The 16,218-nt window shown below is 75.1% G+C and carries 12 protein-coding genes; 6 read left to right on the forward strand and 6 right to left on the reverse strand.

Annotated features, from left to right (window positions below):
- Positions 1 to 42: 42 nt before the first annotated feature.
- Positions 43 to 780, reverse strand: coding sequence for an SDR family oxidoreductase (locus tag OG335_RS39825; protein WP_405008964.1), 738 nt, complete (start codon positions 778 to 780; stop codon positions 43 to 45).
- Positions 777 to 1,520 carry a class I SAM-dependent methyltransferase gene (locus tag OG335_RS39830; RefSeq protein WP_405008963.1) on the reverse strand — a complete coding sequence of 248 codons (744 nt, stop codon included), beginning with the start codon at positions 1,518 to 1,520 and terminating at the stop codon, positions 777 to 779. Before OG335_RS39830 ends, OG335_RS39825 begins: the two co-directional genes overlap by 4 nt.
- Positions 1,521 to 1,802: 282 nt before the next feature.
- On the opposite strand from OG335_RS39830, the gene OG335_RS39835 reads away from it, so the two are divergent.
- The 6 genes from OG335_RS39835 (at position 1,803) to OG335_RS39860 (ending at position 10,976) form a co-directional block, all read left to right on the forward strand.
- Positions 1,803 to 2,795 (forward strand): aldo/keto reductase, encoded by a 993-nt coding sequence (locus OG335_RS39835; RefSeq protein WP_405008962.1) that lies wholly within the window; start codon positions 1,803 to 1,805, stop codon positions 2,793 to 2,795.
- Positions 2,796 to 3,090: 295 nt separating this feature from the next.
- A complete protein-coding gene (locus OG335_RS39840) occupies positions 3,091 to 4,320 on the forward strand; it encodes an MFS transporter (protein WP_405008961.1) in 1,230 nt (409 codons plus the stop codon).
- Between the two features lie 265 nt (positions 4,321 to 4,585).
- Positions 4,586 to 6,574, forward strand: a complete 1,989-nt coding sequence (locus tag OG335_RS39845; protein WP_405008960.1) for a non-ribosomal peptide synthetase — start codon at positions 4,586 to 4,588, stop codon at positions 6,572 to 6,574.
- Complete coding sequence (locus tag OG335_RS39850) at positions 6,571 to 7,332, forward strand: thioesterase II family protein (RefSeq protein WP_405008959.1); 762 nt, start codon at positions 6,571 to 6,573, stop codon at positions 7,330 to 7,332. Before OG335_RS39845 ends, OG335_RS39850 begins: the two co-directional genes overlap by 4 nt.
- A 208-nt stretch (positions 7,333 to 7,540) precedes the next feature.
- Complete coding sequence (locus OG335_RS39855) at positions 7,541 to 8,341, forward strand: SDR family NAD(P)-dependent oxidoreductase (RefSeq protein ID WP_405008958.1); 801 nt, start codon at positions 7,541 to 7,543, stop codon at positions 8,339 to 8,341.
- Positions 8,342 to 8,585: 244 nt separating this feature from the next.
- Positions 8,586 to 10,976, forward strand: coding sequence for an ATP-binding cassette domain-containing protein (locus tag OG335_RS39860; protein WP_405008957.1), 2,391 nt, complete (start codon positions 8,586 to 8,588; stop codon positions 10,974 to 10,976).
- 68 nt (positions 10,977 to 11,044) lie between these two features.
- Here the strand turns inward: OG335_RS39860 and OG335_RS39865 are convergent, their stop codons facing one another.
- The 4 genes from OG335_RS39865 to OG335_RS39880 all read right to left on the reverse strand — a co-directional run bounded on the left by OG335_RS39865 (position 11,045) and on the right by OG335_RS39880 (position 15,609).
- Positions 11,045 to 12,328: a D-arabinono-1,4-lactone oxidase gene (locus OG335_RS39865; protein ID WP_405008892.1), complete on the reverse strand. Its 1,284-nt coding sequence runs from the start codon at positions 12,326 to 12,328 to the stop codon at positions 11,045 to 11,047.
- Positions 12,329 to 12,546: 218 nt separating this feature from the next.
- The gene (locus OG335_RS39870; protein ID WP_405008893.1) at positions 12,547 to 13,578 is read right to left on the reverse strand and encodes a polysaccharide deacetylase family protein; all 1,032 of its coding nucleotides are present in this window, start codon (positions 13,576 to 13,578) and stop codon (positions 12,547 to 12,549) included.
- 25 nt (positions 13,579 to 13,603) lie between these two features.
- Positions 13,604 to 14,395: a phytanoyl-CoA dioxygenase family protein gene (locus tag OG335_RS39875; RefSeq protein ID WP_405008894.1), complete on the reverse strand. Its 792-nt coding sequence runs from the start codon at positions 14,393 to 14,395 to the stop codon at positions 13,604 to 13,606.
- A 155-nt stretch (positions 14,396 to 14,550) separates the two neighbouring features.
- A complete protein-coding gene (locus tag OG335_RS39880) occupies positions 14,551 to 15,609 on the reverse strand; it encodes a glycosyltransferase (protein WP_405008895.1) in 1,059 nt (352 codons plus the stop codon).
- Positions 15,610 to 16,218: the final 609 nt, after the last annotated feature.

The raw sequence follows: 16,218 nt of genomic DNA on the forward strand, positions 1-16,218 counted from the left end.
GCCTCCTGACGGGATGGATGCGGGGGATGCGGCCGGGCCGACCTACCAGGCCACCCGGCCGCGGTCGTCGAAGAAGCCGCCGGTCGGGCCGTCGGCCGGCAGGGTGGCGAGCTCGACGACGGCGCGGGCGCCCTCCTCGACGCTTCGGGTGCCGCGGAAGGCGTTCATGTCGGTGGCGGTGTAGCCGGGCGACGCCGCGTTGATCTTCAGGTGCGCCAGCTCCGGGTCCTCGGCGAAGGCGCGGGCGTACTGCACCGTCAGCATGTTGAGCGCGGCCTTCGAGCTCGCGTACGCGAGGCGGAGCGAGGCGTCGCCGGGCAGGTCCGCGCCGTCGGCGGTCAGCCCGATCGAGGCGGTGGTGCTGGAGACGTTGACGATGCGCGGTGCGGGGGCGCTGCGCAGCAGCGGCAGCAGGGCGTGGATCACGGTGACCACGCCGACGACGTTCACGGCGAGCGTGTCCCGCATGACGGCCCCGGTGGTGTCGGTGGCGCGCGCCCCGAGGAACGTGCCGGCGTTGTTGACCAGGACGTCGAGCCGTCCGTACTCCTGCGTGATCCGCGCGGCGACCGCCGTGACGCTCCCCGGCTCGGTCACGTCGAGCCGTACCGGGCGGACGCGGACGCCCTCCGCGGCCAGCGTGCGGGCCGCCTCGGCGCCGCGGTCCGGGTCGCGGCTGGCCAGCAGGACGGTGGCCCCGCGCAACGCCAGCCGCCGGGCCGTCTCCCGGCCGATGCCCTTGTTGGCCCCGGTGACCAGGGCGACGGTGGCGGCGCTCACCGGGCCGGCCGGTACACGGAGACGTGGCCGGTGCTGTCGGCTCCGAAGGGCCGGCCGGACCAGTCGGCGAAGCGCCGGTCGAGGCGCAGCCCGGCCCGGGCGGCCATGAGGTCGAGCTCGGACGGCCAGCAGTAGCGCTCGGCGTGGGGGCGCAGGTGCACGCCGTCGGCGTCGAAGGTGATCTTCTGGCTGTGGAAGCGCTGTGCGGCGAGGTCGAACCGGTAGACCTCGATGGTGGCGGAGTCCTCGGTGACGGCGAGCGTCTCGACGCGCTGGCCGCGGTCGAAGAACGACGGGTCGGGCACGTAGGTCTCGACGACGAAGGCGCCGTCCTCGTCGAGCACCCGGGCGACGTTGCGGAAGCAGTCGGCCTGGCGGTCCGCGTCGATGAGGTTGAAGAGGGTGTTGAAGACCAGGTAGACGAGGGCGAAGGGGCCCTCCGCCGGCACGTCGGCCATGTCGCCGACGACCACCGGGATCGCCGTGCCCCCGGGCTTCTCGCGCAAGCGCCGCACCATCCGGTCGGAGCCCTCGACGCCTTCGACGCGGACCCCGCGTGCGGCCAGCGGCAGGGCCACCCGGCCGGTGCCGACGGCGAGTTCGAGCGCCCGGCCGCGGCCGGCGAGGTCGGCGAGGAACTCGACGGCGGGGGCCGGGTCGAGGGTGGTCTTCTCGTCGTAGTCGTCGGCCCATTCCTCGCCGAAGAGTGCCGGATCCCCGAACTTCTTCCTGGCGGTCATGCGAGCCCTTTCGGTCGGTGGCGGGCGGTCCCGTACGGGCCCCGTCCGGTGGCCCGGTGGCCCGGTGCCACGCGCCCGGTGTCGACCGGCCGTCGGGTGGCCGGGTCGGGTGGCCGGGTCGGGTGGCCGGGTCGGGTGGCGGTGCCGGTGCCGGGTCGTGGGGACTGCCGGGCCGCCGGTGGGCGTACCACATTGCCAGATGAGGCAAGAGTATGGCAAGTTGTTGACAAGAGGAGGCCCGGTCGTGGCCGGGCCCTTCGACACCGACAGGAGGGCGGCACCGTGGAGCGCAGGACCTTCGAACGGATCGGCAGGGAGGTGTCGGCCGTCGGCCTCGGCACCTGGCAGCTCGGCGCCGACTGGGGCGCCGTGGACGACCGCGAAGCGCTCGCAGTGCTGCACGCGGCGGCCGACGCCGGCGTGACGTTCCTCGACACCGCGGACGTGTACGGCGACGGGCGCAGCGAGCGGCTGATCGGCGCGTTCCTGCGCGAACGGGGCGGCGACGGCCCGCCGGTGACGGTCGCCACCAAGGCCGGACGGCGGGCCGCCCGGCAGGACCCGGCCGCGTACACCCTCGACAACCTCCGTGCCTGGACGGACCGTTCGAGGCGACTCCTCGGGGTCGACCGGCTCGACCTCGTGCAACTGCACTGCCCGCCCGGCGTGGTCGTCTCCTCCGGCGCGGTGTACGACGCGCTCGACACCCTGGTCGACGAGAAGCGCGTCGCGGCCTACGGCGTGAGCGTGGAGACCTGCGAGGAGGCGCTCGCCGCCATCGCCCGGCCGGGTGTCGCGAGTGTGCAGATCATCCTGAACGCCTTCCGCCGCAAGCCGTTGGAACGGGTGCTCCCCGCCGCCCGGGAGGCGGGCGTCGGCATCGTCGCCCGGGTGCCGCTCGCGTCCGGACTGCTCTCGGGGGCCTACCGGCACGACTCGGCGTTCGCCCCCGACGACCACCGCGCCTACAACCGCGGGGGTGCGTCGTTCGACGTCGGCGAGACGTTCTCCGGGGTGGACTACGCCGACGGCGTGGACGCCGCCGCGGAGTTCGCCGCGCTCGCACCCGCCGGTGCGACACCCGCGCAGACAGCCCTGCGCTGGATCCTCCAGCAGCCGGGCGTGACCACCGTCATCCCCGGTGCCCGCAGCGCCGCGCAGGTGCGGGCCAACGCGGCCGCCGCCGCGCTCCCGCCGCTGGACGCCGCCACGCTGGCGGCCGTCGAGGCGCTGTACGACCGGCGGATCCGCGCGGCCGTCCACCACCGCTGGTGACAGCCGTGGCGGGTGGCGGCGATGCCGGTGGCGCCGATGTCGGTGGTGCCGCGGCCGGTGGTGCCGAGGCTGCGTCGCGGGCGCCGGTGACGGTCGCCCGCGCGCAGGTCTCGGGGTCGGCCGCCGATCGTCCGGGGTCGACCATTGCCACGATTGGCAACTATGTGGCAAGGTATTGCCAATGCATGGTGCGGGGTCCGGCGCGGGCCCGCCGAGGGCCGCAGGCCGCCGGTCGCACGGCACGTTCGATGACCGGAGCCGCCGCGCACCGGCTGACGGAGGGGTGGACCGGCCAATGGCGACACCGGAGAAGGACCTGATCCGCACGGACCGGCCGGAGGCGCCGCTGCCGCCGCTGCCGCCGGGGGCGCGCTGGGCGGCGCCCGCGCCGTTCCTGGTGGCGGGCCTGCTCTTCGCCAACTATTACCTGCGGATGCCCTCGCTGAAGGCGGAGTTCGGGCTGTCCAACGGCCTGCTGGGCCTCTACCTGCTCCTCCCGGTCGTGACCGGACTGGTGACGCTCCAGTGGGCCGGCTCCCTGGTCGCCCGCTTCGGCAGCGGCGCCCTCGCCCGGGTGATGATCGTGGCGCTGCCCGCCTCGCTGGCCTGCATCGCCCTCGCCGACAACCGCTTCCTCTTCATGGCGGCCCTGCTGGTGTTCGGCGCCGTCAACGGCCTTGTCGACGTGTCGATGAATGCCCACGCCATCGCGGTGGAACGCGCTCTCGGCCGGCCCATCATGAACAGCTGCCACGCGGCCTGGAGCATCGGCACGCTGACCGGCGCCACCGTCGGAGGCGTCGTCGTCAAGGCCGGCGTCGCCTACCCGGCGCACTACCTCGCGGTGAGCGGCGTCCTCGTGGTGCTCGCCCTGGCGGCCGGCCGGTCCATGCTGCCCGCCTCCGCCGACCGCGCCGCGCCGGAGGGCGACACCGCGAAGCCGCGCGCCGGATGGCGCGACGGATGGACCGGCCGGGTGCTCGTGCTGGGCCTGACCGGCACCGTCGTCCTCGTCTCGGAGGCCGTTGTGGGCGACTGGGGCGGCATCTTCCTCCACGAGGAGCTCGGCGCCACCCTGGCCATGGCCTCCGTCGGCTACATCTGCTTCAGCTTCTGCCAGGCGGGCGGACGGCTGGTCGGCGACCGGCTCAACACGCGGTTCGGCGCGTCCACCCTCGTCCGCTGGGCGGGTGCGCTCGCCGTGCTCGGCCTCGCCGTGGTCGTGGTCAGCCCGTCCCCGGTCGTGGCGGTGATCGGCTTCGGTCTGCACGGGGCCGGCCTCTCCGTGATCGTGCCGCTCATCTTCAGCGCCGTCGGCCACGGCGCCGCCGAGGACGGCGCCGCACCGGACTCCGCCGCCGCGACCGCCGCCCTGGCCAAGGTCAACACCCTCACCTACGGCGGATTCCTCGCCGGACCGGTGCTGATCGGCTGGTTCGCCGACGGCTTCGGACTCACCGCCACCCTCGCCGGCCTGCTCGTGCTGCAGGCCCTGACGGTCGCCACCGGACTCCGCCGGGTGTGATCCGTCAGGTGTGATCCGCCGGGCGCCGTCCGTGCGGCGCGGCACGGACGCGCGGCCCGCGTCGTCTCTCCACGCCCGCACCATCCCGCCCGCAACGTCCCTGCCGTCCCCGCCCGCAACGTCCCGCCCGCACCGGGCCCTCGTCCGACCTGCGCCGCACGGGCGCGCACCCCGGGCCCGTGCTGCGCCCCCGTGCCTCGCCCCGTGCCGCGCCTCCGCAGGCGGGCCCGGCCCCGCAGCCCATCGACGACACAGAGGAGTGCTGATGACCATATCGACACCGACGGCCCCGGCGGGCCGCCGTCCCCTCGACCCGGCAGGCCGCGACGGCAGCCCCGCGGACCCCGGCTGCGGCACCCCGCTGCCCGGCGGCCGGCCCGGCCTCGTCCACGACCTCGTCGCCGGGTTCGCCCGCACCGACCCGCACCGGACGGCCGTCGTGGCAGCGGGCCGGAGCGTCGACTACCGCACCCTCGACGGCTGGGCCGGACGGATCGCCGCACGGCTCACCGCCGCGGGGATCGGGCGCGGCAGCCTCGTCGGGGTGCTGGCGGCACCCTCCACCGGAATGGTCGCCGCGGTGCTCGGCGTGCTGCGCGCGGGCGCCGCCTTCGTCCCCGTCGACCCGGCGAACCCGCCGCTGCGCACCACGGAACTCCTGGCCGGCGCCGGGGTCGTGGCCGTCGTGACCGCGGGGGACGTCGACCCCGGCACGCTCCCCGGCGTCCCGGTGGTCCCGGCCGACGCGGAGGAGCGCACCGACACCCCGGCCGGCCCGCCGGTGGTCGCGGCCCCCGACGACCCGGCGTACGTCATCCACACCTCCGGCAGCACCGGCCGGCCCAAGGGCGTGCTCGTCGAACACGGCCAGCTGGCCGCCTCCACCCTGGCCCGCCGCCTCGTCTACCCCGGGGCGCCGGTCTTCCTGCTCGTCTCGCCGCTCGCCTTCGACTCGTCGATGGCCGGCCTGTGGGGCACCCTGACGGCCGGTGGCACCCTCGTCGTCGCCACGCCCGAGGAGGTGCGCGACCCGGAGGCGCTCGTCCGCACCGTGGAGCGGCACGCGGTCACCATGCTGCTGTGCGTGCCGTCGCTCTACCGGGTCGTCCTCGACGCGGCCGACCGGCTCGGCCCGACGCGCCTGCGCTCCCTCGACACCGTGGTCGTGGCCGGTGAACCGCTGCCGCCGGAACTGATGACCCGTCACTTCGCCGTGCACGGTGGCCCGGTCGCGCTCGTCAACGAGTACGGCCCCACCGAGGCGACCGTCTGGGCGAGTTGCCGCCGCTACGACGAGCCGGGCGCCGTCTCCGTCGGCCGGCCGGTGCCCGGCGCCCGGCTCTACGTCCTCGACGATCAGCAGCGCCCGGTGCCGTCCGGCTGCGAGGGCGAGCTGTACATCGGCGGCGCCGGTGTCGCCCGGGGCTACCTCGGCCGGCCCGAGGCCACCGCGCGGGCCTTCCACGACGACCCGTTCGCGCCCGCGCCGGGCGGCCGGATGTACCGCACCGGCGACCTCGTCCGCTGGAACGCCGACGGCATGCTCGACTTCCTCGGGCGCCGCGACCACCAGGTGAAGATCCGCGGCCATCGCATCGAACTCGGCCACGTCGAAGCCCGGTTGTGCGAACTCCCCGGTGTCCGCGAGGCCGTCGTGGTACCCGACGCGGAACACACCGCACTGGCCGGGTACGTCCTCGCGCCGTCCCGCCCGGACGCGGCGCCGCTGCGCGCCCGGCTCGCCGAGCTGCTGCCCGCCGTCATGGTGCCCACCCGGATCACCGTGCTCGACGCCTTCCCGAGGACGGTCAACGGCAAGGCCGACCGGGCCGCCCTCGCCGCGCTCGCGGCCGTGCCGACGACGGCGACCGCGGACGGGCCGCCCGCCACGGCCGAGGCCACGGCACAGCCCGCGCCGCCGAAGGCCGACGGCGACCTGACGGCCCGCGTCGGCGACGCCTGGCGCGACGTGCTCGCCGTCGACACCGTGCCCCGCGACGTCAACTTCTTCGACCTCGGCGGCCATTCGCTCGCGATGTTCCGGCTGCAGGACGCCCTGGAGGCCCGCACCGGCACCCGGCCGTCCGTGGTCGCGCTGTTCCGCCACACCACCGTCACGGCCCAGGCGGAGCTGATCCGCACCGGCGGCGCCGACGCGGACGCCACGCGGGGCGGCGACCGGCACGCCGCCGCCCGCCGGGCCCGTGCCCTCCGCGCCGAACGGCAGCGCGCCGGCCGGGAGGCCGCGAAGTGACCCGGCCCGCCACGACCTGGCTGCAGTGCGCCACCCCCGTCGACGACCCGCAGCAGCGCCTGATCTGCTTCCCGCACGCCGGAGGTTCGGCATCCTTCTACCGCGACTGGGGCGCGCACCTGCCCGGCACGGAGGTGCACGCCGTGCGCTACCCCGGCCGGGCCGAACGCCTCGCCGAGCCTCCCGCCACCGACCTGCGCGCCCTCGCCGCCGTGATCGCGGAGGCGCTGGAACCGCTCGCCGACCGCCCGCTCGCCCTCTTCGGGCACAGCATGGGCGCGCCGATCGCCCTGGAGACCGCCCGGGCGCTGGAGGCCCGCGGCATCCGACCGGCGCACCTCTTCGCCTCCGGCTCGTGCGACGCCGCCCACCCCGACCCGGACGCCGAGGAGAGCACCGCGAACGGCGGGGAGAGCGCCGAGGACGACGCGGCCGTCGTCGAGCGGCTGCTCACCCTCGGCGGCACCGACCCCGAACTCGCCCGCGACCCGGCCTTCCAGGAGCTCGTCCTGCCGTACGTCCGCGCCGACAGCCGGATGTTCCACACCTACCGGCCCCGCCCGGAGACGCCGCTGCGCTGCCCCGTCACGACGATCACCGGCGACGCCGACAACGACGCCGACCGGCGGCCCTGGAGCGAGCTCACCGCGGGCCCGGTGCGCGCGCACACCACCCCCGGGGACCACTTCTACCTCGTCGACCGCCCCCCGTACGCACTGATCCTGGCCACGCTCGCGCCCGTCGCCGCCCGCGGCTGACCGGCCGGCCCCCGTACGCGCCCCCGCCGCAGGCCGTCCCCGCGGCGGGGGCGCCGCGCGTACCGGCCCAGGGCGTACGCGTCGGCCCGCCCGCGTACCGGCCCGCCCGTGCGTCCCCGGATCGCCGCCGCGTCCCCCGGACCGCCGCCGCACTGCCCGCCCGCCATCCCCTCATCGGCCCGCCCAGGGCCGCGCCCAGGAGGCCGCCATGCGCATCACCGGAGCCACCGTCCTGCTCACCGGCGCCACGGGCGGCATCGGCCGCGCCCTCGCCACCGGCCTGGCCCTGGCCGGCGCCCGGCTGGTGCTGACCGGCCGCCGGTCGGAGGCGCTCGACCGGCTCGCCGCCGACCTCGGCGCCCGCGCCGTACCCGCCGACCTCGCCGACCCGGCCCAGGTCGCCGCCCTCGCCGACGCCTGCCCGGACACCGACCTGCTCGTCGCCAACGCGGCGCTCCCGGCCAGCGGCGAACTCCTCGACTACACGCCCGAGCAGATCCACCGGGCCCTGACGGTCAACCTCCACGCACCGGTGCTCCTCGCCCGGCTCCTCGCCCCCCGCATGGTCGCCGTCGGCCGCGGCCACCTCGTCTTCGTCGGTTCGATGTCCGGCAAGGCCGCCACCCCCGCCTCGTCGCTCTACACCGCCACGAAGTTCGGCCTGCGCGGCTTCGCGCACAGCCTCCGGCAGGACCTGCACGGCACCGGCGTCGGCGTCTCGCTCGTGCAGCCGGGGTTCGTCCGCGACGCGGGCATGTTCGCCGCGACCGGCGCGGCCGTGCCCAGCGGCGTGCGGACCGTCGCCCCCGGCCACGTGGCGGCCGCCGTCGTCCGCGCGGTGGAGCAGAACCGCGGCGAGACCAACGTGGCGCCGCTGAAGCTGCGGTGGCGGTGCACCGTCGCCGGGCAGTTCCCCGGCTGGTCCGGGCGGCCGCGCCGCGGTGCGGGCAGCGGGGCCGCGGCCGAGGCGGCCCGCCGGATCGTCGACGCCCAGCGGGCCTCGCGCTGACCTCCGCCCGGACGCCGCCGCAGGTCCGGGCCGGGACGCGCGCCCACCGCCGCCGGACCGGTCAGGCACGCCCTAGCGTGGAGGCACCCGGGCCGGTGCGCGGCCGGTCTGCGACAGGTCTGCGACAGGTCGGCGATCGGACCGGCCGGGAAGCACCGGACGCCCGGCCCGGAACTGGTTAGATCGAGCCAGCGACGCCGAGGGGGGACCGCGCACGCGGCCCCACGTAACAGATGGAGACACGATGGGCATGACCACGAGGACGGACACGCCGTCGCCCGCTCCGCACGGTGCCGACAGCCACGATCTGATCCGCGTGCACGGCGCGCGCGTGAACAACCTCAAGGACGTCAGCATCGCGATCCCCAAGCGGCGGCTGACGGTGTTCACCGGCGTCTCCGGCTCGGGCAAGAGCTCGCTGGTGTTCGGCACCATCGCCGCGGAGTCGCAGCGGCTGATCAACGAGACCTACAGCGCCTTCGTGCAGGGCTTCATGCCGACGCTGGCCCGCCCCGAGGTCGACGTGCTCGAAGGGCTGACCACCGCCATCCTCGTCGACCAGCAGCGGATGGGGGCCGACCCGCGCTCCACCGTCGGCACCGCCACCGACGCCAACGCGATGCTGCGCATCCTCTTCAGCCGGCTCGGGAAGCCGCACATCGGCCCGCCCAAGGCGTTCTCCTTCAACGTCGCCTCGATCAGCGGTGCGGGCGCGGTCACCGTGGAACGCGGCGGACAGACCGTCAAGGAGCGGCGCAGCTTCAGCATCACCGGCGGGATGTGTCCGCGCTGCGAGGGCCGCGGGACGGTCTCCGACATCGACCTCACCCAGCTCTACGACGGCTCCAGGTCGCTCTCCGAGGGCGCGATCACCGTCCCCGGCTACACGGGGGGCGGCTGGAACTCCCGGCTCTACAGCGAGTCCGGCTTCTTCGACGCGGACAAGCCGATCCACGGGTTCACCGAGAAGGAACTGCACGACTTCCTGTACCGCGAGCCGACCAGGATGAAGATCGCGGGCATCAACATGACGTACGAGGGGCTGGTGCCGCGGATCCAGAAGTCGATGCTCGCCAAGGACAGGGAGGGCATGCAGCCGCACATCCGGGAGTTCGTGGACAGGGCGGTCACCTTCACGACGTGTCCCGGGTGCGAGGGCACCCGGCTCACCGAGGGCGCCCGGTCGTCGAAGATCGGGAAGACCAACATCGCCGACGCGTGCGCGATGCAGATCAGCGACCTGGCCGAGTGGGTGCGCGGCCTCGACGAGCCGTCGGTGGCGCCGCTGCTCACCGTGCTGCAGCAGACCCTCGACTCGTTCGTGGAGATCGGCCTCGGCTACCTCGCGCTCGACCGGCCGGCCGGCACGCTGTCGGGCGGCGAGGCGCAGCGCGTCAAGATGATCCGCCACCTCGGCTCCTCCCTCACCGACGTCACGTACGTCTTCGACGAGCCCACCATCGGGCTGCACCCGCACGACATCGAGCGGATGAACGGCCTGCTGCTGCGGCTGCGCGACAAGGGCAACACGGTGCTCGTCGTGGAGCACAAGCCGGAGACGATCTCGATCGCCGACCACGTCGTCGACCTCGGCCCCGGCGCCGGTACGGCCGGCGGCACGATCTGCTTCGAGGGCACCTTCGAGGATCTGCGGGCCGGCGGCACCGTCACCGGCCGCCACCTCGACGACCGGGCCAAGATCAAGGAGTCGGTGCGCAAGCCCACCGGCACCCTGGAGATCCGCGGCGCCACGGCGAACAACCTGCACGAGGTCGACGTCGACATCCCGCTCGGGGTGCTCACCGTCGTCACCGGGGTCGCCGGCTCCGGCAAGAGCTCGCTCGTGCACGGGTCGATCCCGCCGGGCGAGGGTGTCGTGTCGGTCGACCAGAGCCCGATCCGCGGCTCGCGGCGGAGCAACCCGGCGACGTACTCCGGGCTGCTCGAACCGATCCGCAAGGCGTTCGCGAAGGCCAACGGCGTGAAGCCGGCGCTGTTCAGCGCCAACTCCGAGGGCGCCTGCCCCACCTGCAACGGCGCGGGCGTCGTCTACACCGACCTGGCGATGATGGCCGGTGTGGCCTCCCCCTGCGACGACTGCGAGGGCAAGCGGTTCCAGGCCTCGGTGCTGGAGTACCGCCTCGGCGGCCGCGACATCAGCGAGGTGCTCGCCATGTCGGTGGCGGAGGCCGAGGAGTTCTTCGGCACCGGCGAGGCCCGCACCCCGGCCGCGCATGCCGTCCTCGACCGGCTCGCGGACGTCGGGCTCGGCTACCTCACCCTCGGCCAGCCGCTCCCCACGCTGTCCGGCGGCGAGCGGCAGCGGCTCAAGCTGGCCACCCACATGGCCGACAAGGGCGGCGTGTACGTCCTGGACGAGCCGACCACCGGCCTCCACCTCGCCGACGTCGAGCAGATGCTCGGCCTCCTCGACCGGCTCGTCGACTCCGGCAAGTCGGTGATCGTCATCGAGCACCACCAGGCCGTCATGGCGCACGCCGACTGGATCATCGACCTCGGCCCCGGCGCCGGCCACGACGGCGGCCGGATCGTCTTCGAGGGCACACCCGCCGACCTCGTCGCCGCCCGCTCCACCCTCACCGGCGAGCACCTCGCGGCGTACGTCGGCGGCTGACCGCGCCGTCGCTCCCACCGGGCGGTGCGACACCCGCTGCCGCACCGCCCGGTGGCCACCCGCACGGGTCAGCCGTCGCCGAGCAGGGCGTCGAGGAACGCGTTGCGGAACTTCCCGGCCGGGTCGAGTTTCCGCGCCAGCCGTCCGAACTCGCCGGCCTGCTCGTAGCGCGCGGCCAGCTCGTCCGGGGCCAGGCCGGTGAGCTTGCCCCAGTGCGGCCGGCCGCCCAGCGGTATCAGCCGCTCCTCGACCGCCGCGATCACCGGTGCGACGGCGGCGGCGTCGCGGACCCACGTGAAGTGGAAGGTCGCCGTGGGCCGCCGGTACGCGGGGCTGAGCCACAGATCGTCGGCGGCGACCGTCCGGACCTCCGCGACGTGCAGCGCCGGCGCGACCAGGTCGCCGATGTCGCGCAGCGCCTCGAACGCGGCGGGCGCCGCCTCCCGCGGCAGGTAGTACTCCGACTGCAGCTCCTCCCCCGCGCCGGGCGTCAGCTCCGGGCGGAAGTGCGGAAGCCGCTCGAACCACGGCCCGGGCACGTCGAGTTGCTCGGTGCTGTGCTCCGGCGGCATGCCCGGCACGGGGTTGAGCGGGCGGTCCGCCGCCCGGCCGCCCTCCCAGCCGCTGCCGCTGTCACTGCTGCTATCACTGTGACTGCCGCTGCCGTCGGTACGCCGCTTGAGCCAGACCTGGGCCTCCGGGCCGCGCCAGTCCGTGAACACGCTGACGCTGTCGGCGGCGCCGAGGACTGCGTCGAAGCGGTCGGCGACCTCGGTGAGGGGTACCGCCACCCGGACGCGCTGCGCCATCGTGTACGCGGGTTCGACCTCCAGGGTGAGACGGGTGACGACGCCGAGCGCGCCGAGTGCGACGACCGACCCGGGGAAGGTGTCCGGTGCGGTGGCGCGGTCCAGCTCGACGAGGTCGCCCTCCGGGCCGACGAGTTGGAGGCCCGTCACGGCGGCGGCCAGACAGCGGCGGGCGTCGCCGGAACCGTGCGTGCCGGTCGCCACCGACCCGGCGACGGAGATGTGCGGCAGCGACGCGAGGTTGCCGAGGGCGAGGCCGGACCGGTGCAGGGCGACGGCGAGTTCGGCGTAGCGCAGGCCCGCCGGCACGCGGACCGTCGAGCGGTCGGTGTCCACGTCGACGGCGGCCGGCAGCCCGTCGAGCACGACGAGGTCGCCGGGCGCGGCGGCGACCCGGCTGAACGAGTGGCCGCTGCCGAGCGCTCTGATCCGGGCCGAGCCGGCGACGAGCCGGCGCAGCTCGTCGAGGTCGCGCGGCCGGTGGGTGCGCTCGGCGCCGAAGGCGACGTTGCCGGCCCAGTTCGTGGTCGGGAGGGACTCCATGGCGTGATCACTCCGATCGGTACGGGTACGGGCACGGGGGCAGATACGGGGGCAGATACGCGGGGCAGGTACGCGGGGCAGGCACGGGGGGCAGGTACGGGGCGGCGGACGGCCCGCGGCTGCACGTGCGGGGTTCCGGCAGCACGGGGCCGGGTGGGGGAGTGCCGCTCGTTCGGGCTCCCCCACCCGGCCCCGCCGCGTGCCGTGCGGGGCGCGGGTCAGCCGACCGGCGCCGTCACCATGTCGTCGACGAGGACGAAGCGGTAGTCGCGCTCCAGCAGGCCCTCGATGACGGCGGGCAGCGCCTCGACCGTCTGCGACCGGTCGCCGCCGCCGTCGTGCAGGAGCACCACCGACCCCGGGCGGGCCTCGGCGAGGACGGTGTCGGCGATGAAGTCCGCGCCGGGCATCGCCCAGTCGTCCGGGGCGACGTCCCAGAGCACGACGCGGGCGTCCTCCTCGGTGAGCCACCGCACCACCTCGGGGGTGCGTGCGCCGTACGGCGGCCGGAACAGCGTGGGCGCCGGGCCGTCCGACACCTCGGCGATCCGGTCGCGGGTGCGCGCGAGCTGCTCGACCAGCTCCGGGCGGGTGAGCTCCGGCAGGAACGGGTGCGACCAGGTGTGGTTCGCCAGCCCGTGGCCCTGTGCGCGGATCCGCCGGACCTCCTCCGGGTACGCGCCGGCGTTCATGCCCACGCAGAAGAAGGTCGCCGGCACGCCGTACCGCTCCAGCACGTCGAGGATCCGCCCGGTGTAGGGCGGCAGCGGGCCGTCGTCGAAGGTCAGCGCGATCTCCCGGCGCTCGCGGGGCCCGTGGTCGAGGCAGCGGCCCGCGGCGGACATCCGGGCCGTCGCGTCGGCGGCGGAGGCGATCCACCGCTCCAGCAGCGGCTCGCGCCCGGTCTGGGTGCCGCGGTTGCGGACCAGCCGGGTGAGCGCGGCCGGGGCGCGGGCCGCGGCGTGCGCGACGTCGACGGCCGGGACGGACCCGAACGACGGCCGTCGGGGCAGGGCGTCCTCGTCCGCCCGGAACACCTCCAGGCCGGCCGCCATCATGCGGCCGTCGAGGATCCCGTTGGTGCTCTCCACCACGGTGGCGTGCGGGCCCCGGATGCCGCGCAGGTACGCGATCATCTCATCGGCCCGGCCCGCGGCGAACTGCATCCGGGGCAGCACGCGTCCGCCGTCGGGGCCGACGGTGTCGACCTCGAAGCCGGTGGCGCCCCAGGAGACTCCTGAGTACAACATCCTGTACCTCCGTCGGGGCAGCGGCTCAGGCCGGCCGGGTGTACTCGGTGAAGTGGCGCTCGGCGAAGAGCTCGGGCCACCGGCCGTGGTCGAGGCCGAGGTCCTGCGCTCTGCGCAGCACGGAGCGCCAGTACGGCTTGACGGGCGGCCAGAGCCGGCCGGTCTCGCAGTAGGAGGCGTCGACGAAGTAGCGGTCCTTGCCCGCCGATCCGGGCCGGCGGCGCCGGGCGTGGAAGAGCGCCGAGTGCAGCACGACCGTCGACCCGGGCGGCAGCCGGTCGATGACCACCTCGCCCGGCAGCTCCCGGGTGCCGAGCCCGGCACGGGCGTCCTTGTCGGCCACCTCCCGGTGCGAGCCGGGCAGCACGGCCAGCGAGGACGTGCCGCGGTCGAGGCCGTCGAGGTAGTGCAGGGTGTGGATCATCGCGTACCGCCGGTCGGTCTGCGGCCGCTGCTCGTAGTCGTGGTGCCAGGCCTTGCCCGGGGTGTCCGGGGCCTGCCGGTCGCTGTGCAGGTGGTGGAAGGCGAACGACGGGCCCATCAGCCCGGCGAGCAGCTCCAGCAGGGGCGGGTGCCCGACGAGTTCGCCGTGGGCGGGCAGCTCCACCTCGACGACCGGCGGGGCGCCGTGCGCGTCGGGGTCGAGCACCGCGGCGATCGACCGGGCCCGCAGGCCGTCGTCGACCCAGTGGTCGGCCTCCCGCCGGAGCCGACCGGCCAGCTCGTCGGGGAGGAACCCGGGCAGGACGAGGTAGCCGTCCTCCGTGAACCGGTCGAGGTCGGTGGACCTGAGGGGCAGTAACGTCTGAGGGGTCATGGGCGTACTCCGCTCTGTTGCGTTCGGTGTCCCTCGGCGGGCGGCGCGGCCGCGGCGGGCCCGGTGCGCGGACGGGCCCTCGGCGGGCCCGGAGCGTCGCAGGCCGACCGCCGAGACGTCAGGGGCGGTGCCGTACGGGGGCGGGGCGGCCGGTGTCAGTGCCAGCCCCACCAGGTGAGGTCGCAGCCCTCCCAGTGGTGCACGGGGTCGGTCTCGTTCGACTCGAGGAGCCCCGTGGGCAGCACGACGGACCGCAGCCGCCGCTGCCCGTCGGGGGAGAGGACCACCAGGCGGCGGTCACCGGTGTCCGCCGCGTGGCCGACGAGGACGTACCCGAGGTCGCGGTCGTACCGCACCTCGACGGGGTCGCCCTCGGACAGCCCGGCCGCGGCGACGGCGACGGGGGAGTCCGCGGGGGCGCGCTCCTCCAGGCTCTCCACGTAGGGGAGTCCGGCGCGCTGGAGGTACGCCAGCTTGGCGATCAGACGGTGGTGCGCGTCGCCGTCCTCCAGGAAACGGCCGAGGATCTCCAGGTCGGTCGCGCCGATGTCGATGTTGCTGGACAGGTTGCCGCTGTGCATCTGGTAGACGTACGTCGGCTCGATCGGCAGCGACACGGGGATGCGGGCGGCCGCGAACCGCAGCCACAGGTCCCAGTCCTCCGCGTACCGGCACGGCCGGTAGCCGCCGACCGCCTCGTAGTCCTTGCGGCTGTAGAGGCAGCCGACGCCGAGGTAGTTGCGCACCAGCATGTAGGCGTACTGGTCGTCGGAGTCCGGCAGGCGCTCGGTGACCGGCCGCGGGATGTCCTCCGTCTCGTTCTCGACGAGCAGCAGCCGGCGGGGCGCGATCAGCCCGGGACGCTCGGCGTACGCCTTGGTCATGGCGGCGACGGCACCCGGCAGGAGCATGTCGTCCGCGTCGAGCTGGAGGACGAGTTCGGAGCCGGTCGCCGCGATGGCGGTCTGCCGGGCGTGCCAGGTGCCCCGGTGCTCGCCGCGGATGACGCGCAGCGGCAGCAGGTCGGTCCAGCGGCCGGCGCGCTCGTACGTGTCGTCGTCCGAACCGTCGTCGACGACGACGACCTCGGTCGGCGGGACGGTCTGGGTGACGAGGGAGGCCAGCGCGTGGTCGATGTGCGCGGCCCCGTTCAGGACGGGGATGATCACGGCGACGGTGGGCGTGCCCACCGGGTCGTGCGCGGTCAGGGGCATGGGTTCTCCTTCGAGGAGGGGTTGACGGCCGGCCGGGCGTGTTCTCGGCGGCTGCCGGCTCTGCGGGGTGTGCCGGTTCGGCGGCCTGACGGTCCGACCACCGGACCCCGACGGCTCGGCCACCGGTCCGACGGCTCGACCGACGCGCGGCGGTCGGCCTGACGCACGGTCGGACCAGGCGGTCCGCCGGGTCGGTACGGCCCCGCGGGGACGCCCGCGCAACGGTGTCGGAACGGGGCCGGGTCGGGGCCGGGTCGGGACTGGAACGGGGCTGGAACACGGGGCCGGGTCGGGACTGGAACGGGGCTGGAACACGGGGCCGGGTCGTGGCCGGACCGGGACGGAAGGCGGATGGGAAAGCGCTCTCTCGTTCGGGCATGGCCGGCCGCAGCGCCGCAGGTCCGAAATGGGTGCTTCCGTGGGCCTGATGGGGCCTGTGGGACGGTCGCCCGCGACGAGCCGGGCGGTCGGTTCGAGACCGCCGACGCGGTTTTTCGGTGCAGGGCAGAACACAGGCGTTGGCGGAAAGCTGGGAGAGCGTTCTCCCGATTGGCCGCGCTCACCCGGAGCCCGGAATGCCGCTATGGCAAATCGTTGACAAGTTTAGTC

Source organism: Kitasatospora sp. NBC_01539 (assembly GCF_045040525.1).
Classification (GTDB): domain Bacteria; phylum Actinomycetota; class Actinomycetes; order Streptomycetales; family Streptomycetaceae; genus Kitasatospora.

Excerpts from the sequence above, each read along its gene's own strand:
- OG335_RS39845 (WP_405008960.1), top strand. The coding sequence starts at position 4,586 with ATGACCATATCGACACCGACGGCCCCGGCGGGCCGCCGTCCCCTCGAC.
- OG335_RS39855 (WP_405008958.1), top strand. The coding sequence starts at position 7,541 with ATGCGCATCACCGGAGCCACCGTCCTGCTCACCGGCGCCACGGGCGGC.
- OG335_RS39860 (WP_405008957.1), top strand. The coding sequence starts at position 8,586 with ATGGGCATGACCACGAGGACGGACACGCCGTCGCCCGCTCCGCACGGT.
- OG335_RS39830 (WP_405008963.1), bottom strand. The coding sequence starts at position 1,520 with ATGACCGCCAGGAAGAAGTTCGGGGATCCGGCACTCTTCGGCGAGGAA.
- OG335_RS39875 (WP_405008894.1), bottom strand. The coding sequence starts at position 14,395 with ATGACCCCTCAGACGTTACTGCCCCTCAGGTCCACCGACCTCGACCGG.
- OG335_RS39880 (WP_405008895.1), bottom strand. The coding sequence starts at position 15,609 with ATGCCCCTGACCGCGCACGACCCGGTGGGCACGCCCACCGTCGCCGTG.
- OG335_RS39865 (WP_405008892.1), bottom strand. The coding sequence starts at position 12,328 with ATGGAGTCCCTCCCGACCACGAACTGGGCCGGCAACGTCGCCTTCGGC.
- OG335_RS39870 (WP_405008893.1), bottom strand. The coding sequence starts at position 13,578 with ATGTTGTACTCAGGAGTCTCCTGGGGCGCCACCGGCTTCGAGGTCGAC.
- OG335_RS39840 (WP_405008961.1), top strand. The coding sequence starts at position 3,091 with ATGGCGACACCGGAGAAGGACCTGATCCGCACGGACCGGCCGGAGGCG.